This window comes from Corynebacterium sp. P3-F1 (genome assembly GCF_030503635.1).
Classification (GTDB): domain Bacteria; phylum Actinomycetota; class Actinomycetes; order Mycobacteriales; family Mycobacteriaceae; genus Corynebacterium.
On record NZ_CP129965.1, the window covers coordinates 839838 to 854722 of the forward strand.

Here is a 14885-nt window from a genome sequence, read left to right on the forward strand (position 1 = left end):
TGCCTGCGACCGGCAGGAATTAGTCGATGGGATAGCCGGTGACTGGGCCTTCGCGGTTCGACTGCCAACCCAAAGCGGGGGCGACATGCGTGGCGAAGTTGTCCAAGATCTTCACGTTGACGTCCACGCCCATCCCGGTAGGGATGGTGATAAGCAGGGTATCGGCGGACATGATGGCGGGGTCGGCTTTGAGCTGCTCGATGAGCTTGTCCGGCTCGGCGGCGTAGGTGCGGCCGAAGGTGGTGGATCCGACATCAGGCAGCGCGCCCACCTGGTCGGAACCGGAGGCCTGCATGCCGAACATCTGCATGTCCGCGTCGTCGACGATGGGGAAGATGGAGCGGGACACCGACACGCGCGGCGTCCAAGCGCGGCCAGCCTCCTTCCACGCGGCGCGGTAGCGGCTGATCTGGTCCGCCTGGATTTCGCCCAGGGTCTCGGCGGTGGTCTCGGAGACCAGGGTGGACGACATCAGGTTCAGCCCGTCCTTGGCGGTCTGTTCCGCCGAGGTGTGGGTGCCGGAGCCGTAAAAGATGTGTTTACGCAGCTCGGGCGCCATGGGGAAGACCGGCAGAGCGGAGCCAGGCTGGAACATGTTGGGGTACTGCCGGTCCAGCGGAGCGGCTGCAGCAAATCCGTTGCCGTCCACTGCAGCCATGAACGCCTCGAGGTGGCCGCGCGCAACGTCCGCTCCGCTGGGCGCTTCGCCCTTGTAGCCGAAGGCCTCCCAGCCGCGGTCAGCCACCTCTGGGGCGCCGCGCGAGACGCCCAAGGCCACGCGGCCACCGGAAATCTGGTACAGCGACGCAGCCTCTTCGGCGAGGTAGAGCGGGTTTTCATAGCGCATGTCGATGACACCGGTGCCCACCTCGATGTATTTGGTGGTGGCCGCGACAGCACCGAGCAGCGGCATCGGGGCGGAGGCCTGCGGCACGAAGTGGTGGACGCGAAAGGACGCATTGTTCACACCGATCTCGTCCGCAGCCTGGGCGATCTCCAGGTGAATCTTGGCGATCTTTTCCGCAGACGGCCCACGCTGGCCGCCGAAGGCGTAATGCCCGAAACTTAAGAATCCGAACGCTTTCATTGAACAACACTCCCTTTGATGACATATCAACAAGTAAGGTAATACTTCGCTTCAGGATTGTCACGGGTGGCGGCGGGTTGAAGAGTCCCGGGCTTTAGGAGCGGACGAGGCGGGCGATGGCATCGGCAGCTTCAACAAGTTTTTCTTCGGCGGCTGGCCCGTCGGTTTGGGCTGCACGAACGACGCAGTGGCGCATATGGTCATCGAGCAGGCTCAGCGCGACGTTATTTAGGGCTGAGGTGATGGAGCTGATCTGGGTGAGGATATCGATGCAATATTTCTCTTCATCGATCATGCGATGAATCCCGCGGGCCTGGCCTTCAATGCGTTTCAATCGGGCCAGGTAGCGGTCTTTGTCACTGATATAGCCGTGATCAGCGGAATCATCATGCGGGGTTTTAGTCATGGGCCTGCTTTCTTCGTGCACCAGAGTTGTCACAGCAGTGTCTCATGTTAGGCATCCACGGTTTCGGGTGTACGGCCAAGGGACCTGGCAGCACTGGCAGCTGGGGTTAGATCCAAGCGGCGCAGCAGCTGGGCGTTGAGGGCTACTACCACAGTGGAAGCCGACATCAGGATTGCACCCACGCTCATCGGTAATACGAACCCGATCGGAGCCAGCACTCCAGCGGCCAAGGGGACAGCCGCGATATTGTAGCCGGCAGCCCACCACAGGTTCTGCTTCATTTTCCGGTAGGTGGCCTCGGAGAGCTCAAACACGGACAAGACCGAGCGGGGATCCGAGGAGGCCAGGATGACCCCGGCCGAGCTGATGGCCACATCGGTGCCGGCACCAATAGCGATGCCCACATCGGCCTGAGCCAAAGCTGGGGCATCGTTGACCCCATCACCGACCATGGCCACTTTACGGCCCTCGGCCTGGAGTTCGGCGACCTTGGCGGCCTTATCTTCGGGTCGGACCCCAGCAAAGACCCGGTCAATACCCAGCTCTTTGGCCACGGTCTCGGCCACGGCTTGGGCGTCGCCGGTGATCATCACGACCTGGACCCCGTGGGCATGCAGGGCATCCACGGTGTCACGGGATTCTGGTCGGATCTCATCAGCTAAACGCAACGCGCCGATAACCTGGCCATCGGCCAGCACGTGAAGAATGATCGCGCCTTCTTCGCGCCACTGCTCAGCGATGCCTAACTCATCTTGGGAGTGATGGTCTAACAGGTAGGGGCCCCCGACTTCAATGACCGTGTCATTGACCGTGGCTTTGACGCCTACAGCTGGGGAAGAGGAAAAATCAGTGGCGCCTGGCACATCGAGTTTCCGAGCGCGGGCAGCGCCGACAATGGCCTGCGCTAAGGGGTGTTCGCTATCGGCTTCAGCAGCAGCGGCCAACGCTAACACCTCATCTTTGGTCCGATCACCGACGGGGTGGATCCCGGTGACGGTGGGTTCACCTTTGGTCAGCGTGCCGGTTTTATCGAACAGCACTGAATCCACGGTGCGCATCGATTCCAGCGCCAGGCGATCTTTGATCAGCACCCCGCCACGAGCTGCACGCTCGGTGGCAATCGATACCACCAATGGAATGGCGAGACCCAAGGCATGAGGACAGGCAATGACCAGCACCGTAATTGTGCGTACTACGGCGGTGCCGGGCATGCCCAGTATGGACCACGCCAGCGCGGTAATTACCGCAGCCACGAAGGCGAACCAGAACAACCAGCCGGCGGCGGTATCGGCGATGCGTTGGGCTTTGGAGGATGAGGCTTGGGCATCGGCGACCAGTTTCTGGATACCCGCCAGTGCGGTGTCATCTCCAGTGGCGGTGACTTTGACCCGCAGCCCGGAATCTGTGGCGACAGTGCCGGCCACGACGTGCTCGTTCAGCCCGCGTCGAACGGTTTTGGATTCCCCGGTGACCATGGATTCATCCATGGACGCACTACCATCGATGATCTGGCCATCGGCTGGGACCGCAGCCCCTGGCCGGACAATGACGATATCCCCAACGACCAGCTCCGCCGGCGTGACGGTGACGACATCATCGCCGTCGACCTTCTCGGCTTCATCCGGAAGCAAGGCGGCCAGCGAGTCTAAGGCGGAGGAGGTTTGGGCCAGGGAGCGCATTTCAATCCAGTGGCCTAACAACATAATGACCACCAGTAGGGCCAGTTCCCACCAGAAGTTCAGCTCGTGATCCAGGATGCCCAGGGTCGCCCCCCAGGAGGCGACGAAGGCCACCGTGATGGCTAACCCGATAAGCAGCATCATGCCCGGTTGCCGGGACCGGATCTCCGAGACTGCCCCAGCCAGGAATGGCCGGCCGCCCCAGCAATAAATGACCGTACCCAGGATCGGCGATACCCACCACACCCACGCCGCGTCAGGTAACTGATAGCTCAAAAGGTCCGCAAACATCGGATCGAACGCGACCACTGGAATACCCAGCACCAACATGATCCAAAATAACCGCCGGAATTGTCCGACATGATCCCCGTGGCCCCCGTGGCCATGTCCGGCATGGCCTCCGTGCATCTCGTGGCCGGAATGGTGCTGGCCTTTCTGGCCGTGCCCGCCTGGGGCGTGTTCGTGATGCTCATTCCCGTCGTGGCCCATGCCGCGATCTTGACTTGATTGATGTTCCTCTTGGTGGAAGGCGGTTTCAGTAGCACGCTCCTGTTGATGCGCAGTGTGGTGCGTCGGGTGATGGTGGTCGTGGTGATCGCGTTCAACCATGGCGGATTCCTTTCCGTGGAGGTGATCATGAATTGTTTCCATACCCGGAGAACCGGGAGATACCCATCGAGCGTGTAGCGCCTCGCGAGCGCCTTCGGGCTCATCAGTCGTTGGGCTGGGTGATGGTTTCAAACTAGTCACTCGATGCTCGATAACCCGCCACATCGACCGCGGCGAGCACGCCAGCATCATTAACCCGCTTTTCACCGGTGACGGCCAATCAGTCTGATCGGGCACCGACCTGGACATCGCCGCCCCAGGAAGCGGTGAGACGGGCCCTCCTTTCAGCTCGCTTGCTCTTCTACCCTATACCCCTATAGGGTATATGTCAATGGATTGAACCGTCCAGCGATGCGTTGCACGACAGGAGTACTGATGAACAAACTGACCCAGATAACTCGACTTACCCTCGTCGCAGCAGTGGGTACTTTGGCCCTGACCAGCTGTGCCGAACCCGGTGACGACGAGACTGCCCCAGAATCCGCGCCCACCAAAGACCAGGTGCGCACCGATACCTCCAGTCCCGATACACAGGCCCACGATCATGACTCGGATGGCGGCCCAGCACCGTCGGGGATTCATGGAGCCACCGATCCCACATATGCCGTCGGCGACTTTGTGATCCTCAAAGCCGACCATATGCCCGGCATGGATGGCACCGAAGGCAAAATTTCTGGTGCATTTGATACGACAACGTATTCAGTGAGCTATACGCCCACCGATGGCGGTGAGGCGGTGACGAACCATAAATGGGTCGTCCACGAAGAACTCGCAGATCACGGCGAAGCACCGCTTGAAACAGGCAGTCAAGTCATTTTGAACGCCGATCACATGCCCGGAATGAAAGGGGCAGAAGCCACCATTGATAGCTCCACCGACGAAACCGTCTATATGGTCGATTTCGAGATGGACGGCATGAAAATGACCAATCACAAATGGGTAGTGGAAAGCGAAATCCAATCCCGCAACTAAGGCGCCGAAATAAAAGCACCACCCTGTGCAGTTCCTCTACGTGAGGATCAGCACAGGGTGTTCGCGTTGGTCTCGGTCCGTCTAGCCTTCGTCGACGTTGCCGGCCTTGAGGGTCTCCCAATCAAGGTTCCAGTACCCCAAACCGTCCAAACCTTGCAACGTGCCGCCGCTGGTGTTCACGACTTCTACCGGGTCGCCCGGCTTGACGTAGTTCATGAACCACTGAGCGTCGTCTGGGGTGGCGTTGACGCAGCCGTGCGACTGGTTGTAGCTGCCCAAAGCACCAATTGCCCACGGTGCCGAGTGGACGTAAATGCCGGACCAGGACATCTGCGTGGCGTAGTTGACGGAGGTGCGGTATCCGCCATTTTCCAGCGCTAACCCGTAGGTCGTGGAGTCCATGGTCATGGATTCATTCCTGTCGCCGACCACGTAAAGACCGTTCGGGGTGGCGAACTCACCGTCACGCCCCAACGACACAGGGAAGGATCTCATCTCTTCGTCGTTGTGGTACACGGTAAGCGTCTTGGTGTTGTCGTCCACAACCGCCTTCACCAGATCACCGATGGTGAACGTGGATTTAGCGTCCTCCGCACCGTATATGCCATCGCCGAAACTCTTGCCGTAGATATCGGCTGTGACCGTCACCTCGGTTCCGGGCACCCAATACTCTTTCGGACGCCAGATCAGGTGCTGGGAATCCAACCAGTAAAACGCGCCCTCGGTGTCGTTCGAGGTCTCTATCGTGATCGCGTCCTGAATGGCTTGACGGTCTGCCGGTGCACTGTCGAAGTAGACATTCACCGCGTGAGCGACTCCGACTTCCGAACCGTCCAACGGCCCGATGTAGGCGGAGATCTGTCCGTCGGGCACAACGGTTGTGAAAACAGACTGCGAGGTCTCGCCATTGACCGTCACCGCTTCGACGGTGTATTCACGCCCGTAACCTAGTGGTTCCGTTGTGGTCCATTCGGTCTTGTCGGGATTGAACTCGGCCTCGACCTCCCGGCCTTCCTCGTTCTTCATGGACACTGACTCGAGGCCGTCAGGCGCACTCACGGTCACTGGATCGCTCGGTTCCACGTCCTCCGCACCATCCGCGACAGAGATGACCGCGGGGTCGTGCTTTTCCTGCTCAGCGCTCTCCGAGTCCGCCACGTTTTCGGGACGGTCGATAGTGCACGCTGCCACAGTGCCCCCGACCAACATCAGGGCCGCTCCGGCAGCAATGAGCCGACGCCAACGCGACACAGAATTTTCAGTCATTAGCAACCACGCAACCCTCGAATCCGCCGATGAAGAAACTTCTCATCCCCAACGCAATGTGAACTCACACTATAGGTCGGACCGGACCTGAATCCAGTTACACGCGCGGGACATGGGGCGCACTCTCCATACACCCCAACCACCTCCACAACGCACGCGCCGCGGAAGCTATTCCAGATGTTATACCCGCACCCGAACCATCGCCGTGACCAGGCGATTTCACACGTTGAGGACGAGCTGCTATATTTTCTTCTCGTTGCCTTCACGGTAGCCGCAACAAGCGCCATTAGCTCAATTGGCAGAGCAACTGACTCTTAATCAGTGGGTTCGGGGTTCGATTCCCTGATGGCGCACAGTAACCAGGCCGAGCAGTCCATACTCTCCGGCCTGGTTTTTTCATGGCACCTTCCCTCACGGGTCCCGGCCGCTAAATTGGAAGTCGTGAGTACCGAGCCTTTCTCCCCCAGTGCCCCGATTGCTGCTGTCACGGTATTTGCCGGCGCGCGCGAAGGGGTGGACGAGACGATGACTACGGCCGCGTACAACTTCGGAACAGCTCTCGCCCGCAACGGCATCACTCTCGTCTACGGAGGCGGCCGCCTGGGCATGATGGGAGCCGTCGCGCAAGGCGCGATCGACGGTGGCGGAGAAACGGTCGGAATCATGCCTAAGCACCTCGCCCAGCACGAGATCGCTCATACGGGTCTGACCGAACTCGTCTTGGTGGACAGCCTCGCAGAACGCAAACGCGTCATGAACGAAAGATGCGGCGCATTCGTCGCGCTCCCCGGAGGCGCGGGCACACTCGACGAGCTTTTCGACGAATGGACCAACCAGCAACTCGGCCTCCACACCAAACCCATCGGGTTGCTCGATGCGGCTTTCTGGCACCCCTTGACCGCCATGATCGATCACCTGGTCGCCGCGGGCTTCGTCCGCCAGGCAGACCGCGACAGCCTCATCGTCGCCGACTGCCCCGACGCGTTGTTGCAGGCCTTGGCTGACTGGGAGCCGCAACCGCCTCGGTGGGGACAGCCCACGTTGTAGGCTCGTTTTCGTGGACACAGCGAACACTGGAAAACGAGCACTCGTCGTTGTCGACGTGCAGAACGACTTCTGCCCGGGCGGTGCGCTGGGAACCGAGCGGGGCGACATCGTCGCCGAGAAGATCGCGGACTTGATCGGCGCCGACGGTGAGGGAGCCGGCACCTACTCCCGCATCGTCGCCACCCAGGACTGGCACATCAACCCAGGCACGCACTTCTCCGAGACTCCCGATTTCATTGACTCGTGGCCTGTTCATTGCGTGGCCGAATCCGAGGGGGCGGCGCTGCGCGAACCGATCGCCGACGTCGCCTTCGACGAGTTCTTCCGCAAAGGCGAGTACGAGGCGGCGTACAGCGGGTTCGAGGGGGCGTCGATAAGCGAAAATGCCCTGCTCGCGGAATGGCTGCGTGCGCGCGGCGTCGACGAAATCGATGTCGTGGGCATCGCGACCGACCACTGCGTGCGCGCAACCGTGCTCGACGGGCTGAAAGAAGGGTTCAGCGTACGCGTTCTCAGCGATTTGTGCTCGCCGGTGGACGACGTGCGTGGCGCCCACGCCCTCGACGAGATGCGCGAAGCCGGGGCGGTCATCGCATGAAAAACGCGCCGCCCCCAATCGTATGGAACGGCGCGCAGCCCCTAGGGCTTAACGCTGCGACAGCAGACGCTGCAGCTCCTTGAGGTCCTTCTTCTTCTTGCGCTTGTTGGCGAAGCTGACCGCCACGAGCGCGGCAACCGCCACACCGATGCCGGCGAGCACCTTTTGCACGGACTCGTCCTGCAGTTTTGCAGTGACCTGCTTCTTCGCATCGTTCGCCAGGTTCTCCGGGCTCGTACGGTCCGCCAACTCGTCGATGGTGGCGGCGAGGTTGCCGCGGGTGCGCTCAATATCGCGCTGAATGTCGTTGATGTCTCGTGCCACTTTCTGCTCCCAGGTCGAACTTGGATATAGCTTTGTCTCGCTCCCACAGTACTTGATGTCGCTACAGTGGCGGGCATGACTGAAGCAACGCGTTTGACTGAAGGCGACAAAGCGCCGGATTTCTCCCTCCCCAACGACAAAGGCGACACCGTCTCACTCGCGGACTACGCCGGTAAGCGCGTCATCGTGTACTTCTACCCCAGGGCCAACACCCCGGGGTGCACCACCGAGGCGTGCGACTTCAGCGAGAACCTCTCCGAATTCGAGGAAGCATCTGTCGCCGTCATCGGCATCAGCCCCGACTCCCCGGAGAAGCTGGCGAAATTCCGCGCGGACCACGACCTGACCATCGAGCTGCTCAGCGATGAATCCAAAGAGGTCATGACCGCCTACGGCGCCTTCGGCGAGAAGAAGAACTACGGCAAGATCGTTCAGGGTGTCATCCGCTCTACTTTCCTCGTCGGTGCCGACGGCACCATCGAATCCGCCCAGTACAACGTCAAGGCAACCGGCCACGTTGGGCGCCTGCTGCGCGACCTGGATCTATAGCACCAGCTCTTCCACCCCTCCCCCCACGCAGTCCCCCGGTGTATCGGCGGGGGGCTGTTTCCCCACCAGGTGCGCAGGCGGTACACTGTGAACCGCTTCAAGCGCCCGTGGCGGAATTGGCAGACGCGCTGGATTTAGGTTCCAGTGCCGTAAGGCGTGTGAGTTCAAGTCTCACCGGGCGCACCGTTTTGCACGAGGCGGCTTTCGTCGATGACGGTCCGCCTCAAACTTTCGGTGGGTGCAGGCACCTTGATAGAATGCCCAGCGTGAGTAACGCAGCGTCAGACCCCACGACCGGTGACACCCCCGGCGACGCTGCCGGTGCTAACAGCACCGAAGCCGGCGCTGTGAACGAGGCACCCAAGCGGGAGCACATACGTGTCCGGGCGTGGCACGTTGTCCTGCTCGTCGCCGCGGTGATCGCTACCCTGCTTCTCGCGCGGTGGCAGTGGATGCGGTTCCAATCGGGCACGGGGTCCCTCCAGAACTTGGGATACGCGATGCAGTGGCCGTTCTTCGGGGCTTTCGTGGTGTTCATCTACCGCGCCGGCATGCGCATGGAGAACGAGAAGATCGATGCCGAGAACTCCGGCGACACCATGCAGGCTTTATACGAAGCCGATAAGGCAGTCTACGGCGACCCCGGGGCCATGACCGAGATCGACGAAGACTTCCTGCCCAGCCGGCCCACAATGGACATCGACGAGTACAACGAACGGTTCGCTCCGCGCCGCTTCGGCGCTGTGGAAGACACGGGCACCCACGGCTCACCGGAGCGCACCGCAGAACAGAAAGATAGGTGATTCACCATGACTGACACGACAGGACAGCCCGCGAACACGGTTGGTACCGCAGCTCCCCGCATTCACCCGGAACGCCAGCGCCGGGTGCGCACCGCTTTGCGTTTGTTCTCCGTCGCAGCCTGGGTCACGGGCGTCATGCTGTTGCTACTGTGCGCCCGCATGATCATGGAATATGGCTTCCACATGGATGTCAGCGCGTTGAGCTGGGTGGCTATTTTCCATGGCTGGATGTACGCCCTGTTCCTGCTCGCCACCCTGAACTTGGGCATGAAGGCGCGCTGGTCCACAAAGCAGTGGATTGTCACCGCGATCGCAGGCGTGGTGCCCTTCCTGTCTTTCTTCGTCGAGGCGTGGCGGCGCAAGGAAGTCACCGAGGAATTCGCGCTTTAGTTTCTCACCGTATATATTTCCGCGCGCAAAGAAGCGGCTGCACAGTGTCATCGGTGTGATGCCACCTGTGCGGCCGCTTTAGGTTCTGCGCTATTTCCGCGCTACCTCTGCTCTACTTCGAGGCGCGGGTGAGGACGAGGATGTCCTTCGCGTCGCCGCCCTTCGGGGTCAGGGTGAGGGATTCCTCGGTCTGCTCCATGTCGTACTTCAGATCACGGCCGGTATCGACATCAGCCAACTTGATGCTGTCACCGCTCTCCTCGCAGCGGGCAGTCTTCGTCTCGCCCGATGCCGGGTCGGTGACGGACCACGTGCAGTCTCCACCGTCAATCTCGAGCTTGACGTTACCAGCGGCGGCACCCGTGTTGGCATCCTGGCCGGAGCCCTCCCACGTGCCGTCTAAAGAATTGCCGCACGCTGCCAGCAGACCCACGGACATCACAGCGGCACCAGCGAGAACAAACTGCTTCTTCATAATTGCGCTCCCTTAAAAAAGCTTTTCGACGTTGCGTTTTCCCCTTCGACCCTACCCGTTCACCAGCTCTGCGATGCGGGGGGCCAACTCGCGCAGAGCCGTGCCGCGGTGGGAGCGGGCATTCTTCTCTTCCGGTGTGAGCTGGGCGGCGGACATGCCCGGCGCGTCGGCAGGAGCGAAAATCGGGTCGTATCCGAACCCGCCTGCCCCCTGGGGCTCACGCAGCAGGGTGCCTTCCCAGCGGCCCTCGGCGGTGAACTCCTCTCCCGCTGGGGTGACCAACGCGCAGCAGGACACGAATGCGGCGCCACGGTGCGCATCGTCGACATCGCTCGTTTGCGCGAGCAGAAGATCGTTATTGGCGCGGTCATCCCCGTGCCGTCCGCACCAGCGGGCGGAGAGGATGCCCGGCATGCCGTTGAGCGCGTCGACGGATAGCCCCGAATCATCGGCGACGCAGGCCAATCCGGATTGCCGTGCGCCCTCACGCGCCTTGATCAACGCGTTCTCCGCGAACGTCAGCCCATTTTCGACTGGCTCGGGATAAGCCGGGATCTCTTTGAGGGAGACGAGCTCGACAGCCTCGACTCCGAGCTCTTTCAACACAGTCTCCAGCTCCACGAGCTTCTTCGCGTTGCCGGAGGCTACAAGCACCTTCACAGGGGTCACCATCCCAGTGCCGCCTTCTGCGCCGCAATGAGCTCTGCACAACCTTTCTCTGCCGAGTTGAGCATCGCGTCCAACTGTTCACGGCCGAACACTCCGTGTTCACCAGTGCCCTGCACCTCGACGAAATTGCCGGATTCGTTCATCACCACGTTCAGGTCCACCTCAGCGCGAGAGTCTTCCTCATACGGCAGGTCGAGGCACACGCGGCCGTCGACAATGCCGACAGACACCGCAGCCACCGGGGGAAGCAATGGCTCGCCCGGCACAAGGCCGCGCTCTTTGAGGTGCGCGATCGCATCGGCCAGAGCTACGTACGCACCCGTGATGGAGGCGGTGCGGGTTCCGCCATCCGCCTGCAAGACGTCGCAGTCGAGCTGGATCGTGTTCTCCCCCAGCTGCGTCAGATCCACCGCAGCGCGCAGTGAACGCCCGACGAGGCGGGAGATCTCGTGGGTGCGACCTTTGACCTTCCCTTTCATGGACTCGCGCGGCATGCGCTCGTGCGTCGCCGAGGGAAGCATGGCGTATTCGGCGGTGAGCCAGCCCTCGCCGGAATCCTTCTTGAACCGCGGCACCCCCTCTTCGGCACTGGCGGTGCACATCACGCGCGTGTTGCCGAATTCGACGAGGACGCTTCCCGCCGGGTTCGTTGTGAATCCGCGGGTGATGCGGACCGGCCGCATCTCATCGAGCGCCCGGCCGTCGGCACGGACGAATTCATCGGAGTCAAGAGCGCTAAAGGTGTCTTGTGCTTCAGTCATGGACCCGAGCCTACAGACCGGCCACGGCTACACCTCGCAGCTATACCTCGTAGACGTCCTTCGCGTTGCCGACGACAATCTCGCCGTCGAATTCCTCGGCCGCGGCCCGCAGGGTGGCATCCTTGTCCGTCCAGGGTTGGATGTGAACGAGGACCAGCTTTCTCACTCCCGCTTCCCGGGCAATCCGGCCAGCTTCCCGGCCCGACATGTGCATCCCAGCAGGCGTGTTCTCATCTGTCTCCGGACCCCACGCGGCTTCGCAGAGGAAGAGGTCGGCGCCGCGTGCTGCGTCGATAAGCGTGGGCGCGAACGCGGAATCGCCGGAGAAGGTGATTACCTTGCCCGAATCCCGGTGCTCGATCCGCAGCGCATGCGATTCAACGGCGGGGTGCACGACAGGGAACGGAGTGACCGTCACTTCATCAATGGTCAGCGGTTGCCCGTTCCATGACCGGACATCGAACGTGTCCGAAATATCGTCGATATCATCCGGGCCATTCGCCCCCAGCCGGCCGAGGTGCTCCGGCGCGTAGCTCGGCCCGGCGAGAATGTGGCGACGGGTAGCAGGCGCCGTCGGATGGAAGCGACGCCACACGATCAACGACGCCGTGTCAGAACAGTGATCGGCATGCAAATGGCTGAACACCAGATGCGCATCGGACGGATCCGCGACATCCTGCAATGCAGCTAGTGCCCCAGGCCCGAAGTCCATGAGAATGCCAGGCTGTCCCTCATCTGGATTGACCAGATACGACGAGCCGGGATTGCCCGGTGCCGACAACGACCCCGTGCAGCCGAGAACTGTCAATTTCATGGCATTACTGTGCCACGAACCAGGGAGAAAATCTAAACGAAAATCAACTTTTCTATTCCGCGTTTTCTATTCCGCGCCGCACCGCGTGCGGTGAACCGTTCACTACGCGTCGTGCGCGACAGCGGACACCTGCGGCCCCAAGAAACGCGCGGCGAGTCGGTTGAACGATTCCGGATCACCCGTGGACTCGAATGTGCGCGCCGGGGCCTGATCGGGAGCGGCGAACATGTCCTGCTCAGTGAGCACGCGCAGCACGTCCTTCGCCGTTTCCTCCGCCGAGGAAACCAGCGTGACGTCGTCCCCGATCGCCAACTGGATCACACCGGAAAGCAACGGATAGTGGGTGCACCCGAGCACGAGCGTGTCCACCCCTGCCGCTTGCAACGGCTCCAGATATCCCTGCGCCACACCGAGAATCTGACGGCCGGACGTGACACCCCGCTCAACAAACTCGACGAATGCCGGACACGCCGCCGCCGTGACCTCGATCCCTGAGGCGATAGAGAACAGATCTTGGTACGCGTGCGAACGGATCGTCGCCTGAGTACCGATCACCCCTACCTTCCCGTTGCGTGTCGTTGCAATAGCGCGGCGGACCGCCGGTTGAATCACCTCGATGACCGGGACGCTGTACCGCTCTCGCGCGTCGTGGAGGAAGGCGGCCGATGCGGTATTGCACGCGATCACGATCATTTTGCAGCCGCGCTCCACCAGCTCGTCCGCGATCGCCGTCGCGTGCTCACGGACCTGCGCGATGGGCTTCGGCCCGTACGGGCCGTTGGCGCCGTCGCCGATATAAAGAATGGACTCGTTGCCCAGCTGATCCATCAATGCACGGGCTACCGTCAATCCCCCGAAACCCGAGTCGAAAATGCCGATGGGCGCGTTGTTGTACTCGCCGTCGTAACTGCTGCTGAAATCATCCACCTCAACCACGGAGTTGGATTCTACCGCGGCCAAATGACACCCCAGGTCAGGCAGCGCCAGTGGCTCGCAACCCAGTGCTGGAATATTCGGGAGCAACCTCACCAGACATCGTCGAATTAATGCGGGCGAGTGCGGAGGCGAACACTTCGAGCTCACTCTCCGTCAAGTTGTCGAAAAAGATGCGGCGGAGTTCTGCGACATAACCCGGCATCCCTGCGGCGACGGCGCGCTGCCCGGCAGGGGTCAACGCGGCAAACGTGGCACGACCGTCATTCGGATCAGGAATGCGCGCCACGAACCCTTTCTTCTCCAACCGGGTGATCACCCGGGAAAGATGCGACAAGGACATCGTGGTCGCCTCCGACAAGTCCGTCATCCGGCGCGACGAGTTCGGACTTTCGCTGATTTTCAGCATGGCTTGGAACTCGTAGTACGTCACATCGGAGTCCCGCTTTAGCTGAGCATCCAGCGCACACGGCAGCTGCATATGGCATGACCACATGCGCGCCCACGTGTCCGCCTCGAACGCCGTGAGAGTGTCCTTGTTTTCCATGGAACTTATTTTAATCTAAGTTTTAAGGCCCTACTAACCGGAACTGCGTGAAAAAGCGGATCTCACATGCCTTTTCACCGCATGTCAGCTTCCTGGCCCGCCCCTTCTGTTTAAGAAACGGCTTACCTTGGCGGGAAACCGACAAAAGACCGCTATAAGCCGGTGCGAGATTCCGCACCGTCGCCTCTCAACGGCTCACTCACCCCGCGAGCTTCTTCTGCCGCTTCACCGCTTTTCGCGCCTGCAACGCCGGCGGATCATCCGAGGTGATCACAACACCGGCCGCCACACCCCCGATGGCCCCGAACAAGTGAGCCTGCCAGCTGACTCCCGCATCGATCGGGAGCACACCCCAGATCAAGCCGGAATACATCAGACCCAGCAGCAGGCCCAACGCAATCTGGGAAGCAGACCTGTTGAAAATGCCGCGGACAAGCAAGTATGCCAGCCAGCCGTAGACGAGCATGGAGGCGCCGACGTGGTTCGTTCCCGGACCACCAAGAACCCATGTACCCAAACCTCCGACAACAACGACGAAGGCAGTCACCTCCCAAAACACCCGATGCCCCGAGTACCCGACCAAGAACGCAAAAATCGCGCCCGGCACCGTGTTCGAAATCAGGTGTTCAAAATTAACGTGCAGGATGGGCGACGTGAAAATGAACGGCAGGGATGCCGGCTCCAGTGGGTGAATGCCGAAATACACCAAATCGCCGCCGAATACGAACACGCTGACCAAGTGCACCGCCCAAATGACGATGATGTAACCGATGGCGTAGGCCAGACCGACCTTGGCCTGCGCCCGACGGCGACCTTGCCGCGGCGGCGCCGGCTGCCCCATCGGCTGCACCTGGCCTCCAGCATAACCAGGTTTCCCAAAAGGGTTCGGCTGCTGATTCCAGGCGTTCTGCGCCGAAGAAGAGGCTGAAGAATACGGGTTATAGCTCATGGTGCCG

18 protein-coding genes and 2 tRNA genes are annotated in these 14885 nt (G+C 61.2%); 8 read left to right on the forward strand and 12 right to left on the reverse strand.

Annotated elements, in window-relative coordinates:
• Positions 1-19 precede the first annotated feature (19 nt).
• From QYQ98_RS03960 to QYQ98_RS03970, 3 genes are all read right to left on the reverse strand, one after another.
• Complete coding sequence (locus QYQ98_RS03960) at positions 20-1087, reverse strand: LLM class flavin-dependent oxidoreductase (RefSeq protein WP_302007460.1); 1068 nt, start codon at positions 1085-1087, stop codon at positions 20-22.
• Positions 1088-1181: 94 nt separating this feature from the next.
• Complete coding sequence (locus QYQ98_RS03965; protein WP_302007461.1) at positions 1182-1493, reverse strand: metal-sensitive transcriptional regulator; 312 nt, start codon at positions 1491-1493, stop codon at positions 1182-1184.
• 47 nt (positions 1494-1540) lie between these two features.
• The gene (locus QYQ98_RS03970; protein ID WP_302007667.1) at positions 1541-3580 is read right to left on the reverse strand and encodes a heavy metal translocating P-type ATPase; all 2040 of its coding nucleotides are present in this window, start codon (positions 3578-3580) and stop codon (positions 1541-1543) included.
• 576 nt (positions 3581-4156) lie between these two features.
• Here QYQ98_RS03970 and QYQ98_RS03975 point away from each other — a divergent pair.
• Positions 4157-4753: a YdhK family protein gene (locus QYQ98_RS03975; RefSeq protein ID WP_302007462.1), complete on the forward strand. Its 597-nt coding sequence runs from the start codon at positions 4157-4159 to the stop codon at positions 4751-4753.
• 81 nt (positions 4754-4834) lie between these two features.
• On the opposite strand, the gene QYQ98_RS03980 is transcribed toward QYQ98_RS03975, so the two are convergent.
• A complete protein-coding gene (locus tag QYQ98_RS03980; RefSeq protein WP_302007463.1) occupies positions 4835-6019 on the reverse strand; it encodes an Ig-like domain-containing protein in 1185 nt (394 codons plus the stop codon).
• A gap of 280 nt (positions 6020-6299) precedes the next feature.
• Here QYQ98_RS03980 and QYQ98_RS03985 point away from each other — a divergent pair.
• The 3 genes from QYQ98_RS03985 (at position 6300) to QYQ98_RS03995 (ending at position 7664) form a co-directional block, all read left to right on the forward strand.
• Positions 6300-6372, forward strand: a tRNA-Lys gene (locus QYQ98_RS03985).
• A gap of 88 nt (positions 6373-6460) precedes the next feature.
• Positions 6461-7066 carry a TIGR00730 family Rossman fold protein gene (locus QYQ98_RS03990; protein ID WP_302007464.1) on the forward strand — a complete coding sequence of 202 codons (606 nt, stop codon included), beginning with the start codon at positions 6461-6463 and terminating at the stop codon, positions 7064-7066.
• A 10-nt stretch (positions 7067-7076) separates the two neighbouring features.
• Positions 7077-7664 (forward strand): isochorismatase family protein, encoded by a 588-nt coding sequence (locus QYQ98_RS03995; protein ID WP_302007465.1) that lies wholly within the window; start codon positions 7077-7079, stop codon positions 7662-7664.
• Between the two features lie 48 nt (positions 7665-7712).
• Here the strand turns inward: QYQ98_RS03995 and QYQ98_RS04000 are convergent, their stop codons facing one another.
• Entirely contained in the window at positions 7713-7988 is a 276-nt protein-coding gene (locus tag QYQ98_RS04000) for a DUF3618 domain-containing protein (protein WP_302007466.1), read from the reverse strand.
• Positions 7989-8063: 75 nt separating this feature from the next.
• Here QYQ98_RS04000 and bcp point away from each other — a divergent pair, with 75 nt between their 5' ends.
• The 4 genes from bcp to QYQ98_RS04020 all read left to right on the forward strand — a co-directional run bounded on the left by bcp (position 8064) and on the right by QYQ98_RS04020 (position 9730).
• Positions 8064-8537 carry a thioredoxin-dependent thiol peroxidase gene (bcp, locus tag QYQ98_RS04005; protein WP_302007467.1) on the forward strand — a complete coding sequence of 158 codons (474 nt, stop codon included), beginning with the start codon at positions 8064-8066 and terminating at the stop codon, positions 8535-8537.
• 101 nt (positions 8538-8638) lie between these two features.
• Positions 8639-8720 (forward strand) — tRNA-Leu (locus QYQ98_RS04010).
• 83 nt (positions 8721-8803) lie between these two features.
• Positions 8804-9340, forward strand: a complete 537-nt coding sequence (locus QYQ98_RS04015; RefSeq protein ID WP_367881639.1) for a hypothetical protein — start codon at positions 8804-8806, stop codon at positions 9338-9340.
• A 6-nt stretch (positions 9341-9346) separates the two neighbouring features.
• A complete protein-coding gene (locus QYQ98_RS04020; protein ID WP_302007468.1) occupies positions 9347-9730 on the forward strand; it encodes a DUF3817 domain-containing protein in 384 nt (127 codons plus the stop codon).
• Between the two features lie 112 nt (positions 9731-9842).
• On the opposite strand, the gene QYQ98_RS04025 is transcribed toward QYQ98_RS04020, so the two are convergent.
• The 7 genes from QYQ98_RS04025 to QYQ98_RS04055 all read right to left on the reverse strand — a co-directional run bounded on the left by QYQ98_RS04025 (position 9843) and on the right by QYQ98_RS04055 (position 14878).
• Positions 9843-10205 (reverse strand): hypothetical protein, encoded by a 363-nt coding sequence (locus QYQ98_RS04025; protein ID WP_302007469.1) that lies wholly within the window; start codon positions 10203-10205, stop codon positions 9843-9845.
• Between the two features lie 51 nt (positions 10206-10256).
• Positions 10257-10877: an RdgB/HAM1 family non-canonical purine NTP pyrophosphatase gene (rdgB, locus tag QYQ98_RS04030; RefSeq protein WP_302007470.1), complete on the reverse strand. Its 621-nt coding sequence runs from the start codon at positions 10875-10877 to the stop codon at positions 10257-10259.
• The gene (gene rph, locus QYQ98_RS04035) at positions 10871-11635 is read right to left on the reverse strand and encodes a ribonuclease PH (RefSeq protein ID WP_302007471.1); all 765 of its coding nucleotides are present in this window, start codon (positions 11633-11635) and stop codon (positions 10871-10873) included. Before rph ends, rdgB begins: the two co-directional genes overlap by 7 nt.
• Before the next feature lie 40 nt (positions 11636-11675).
• Complete coding sequence (locus tag QYQ98_RS04040; RefSeq protein WP_302007472.1) at positions 11676-12449, reverse strand: MBL fold metallo-hydrolase; 774 nt, start codon at positions 12447-12449, stop codon at positions 11676-11678.
• A gap of 102 nt (positions 12450-12551) precedes the next feature.
• Positions 12552-13385, reverse strand: a complete 834-nt coding sequence (gene murI / locus QYQ98_RS04045) for a glutamate racemase (protein ID WP_302007473.1) — start codon at positions 13383-13385, stop codon at positions 12552-12554.
• A 37-nt stretch (positions 13386-13422) separates the two neighbouring features.
• Positions 13423-13929 carry a MarR family winged helix-turn-helix transcriptional regulator gene (locus QYQ98_RS04050; RefSeq protein ID WP_302007474.1) on the reverse strand — a complete coding sequence of 169 codons (507 nt, stop codon included), beginning with the start codon at positions 13927-13929 and terminating at the stop codon, positions 13423-13425.
• A gap of 199 nt (positions 13930-14128) precedes the next feature.
• Positions 14129-14878 (reverse strand): rhomboid family intramembrane serine protease, encoded by a 750-nt coding sequence (locus QYQ98_RS04055; protein ID WP_302007475.1) that lies wholly within the window; start codon positions 14876-14878, stop codon positions 14129-14131.
• Between the last annotated feature and the right edge of the window lie 7 nt (positions 14879-14885).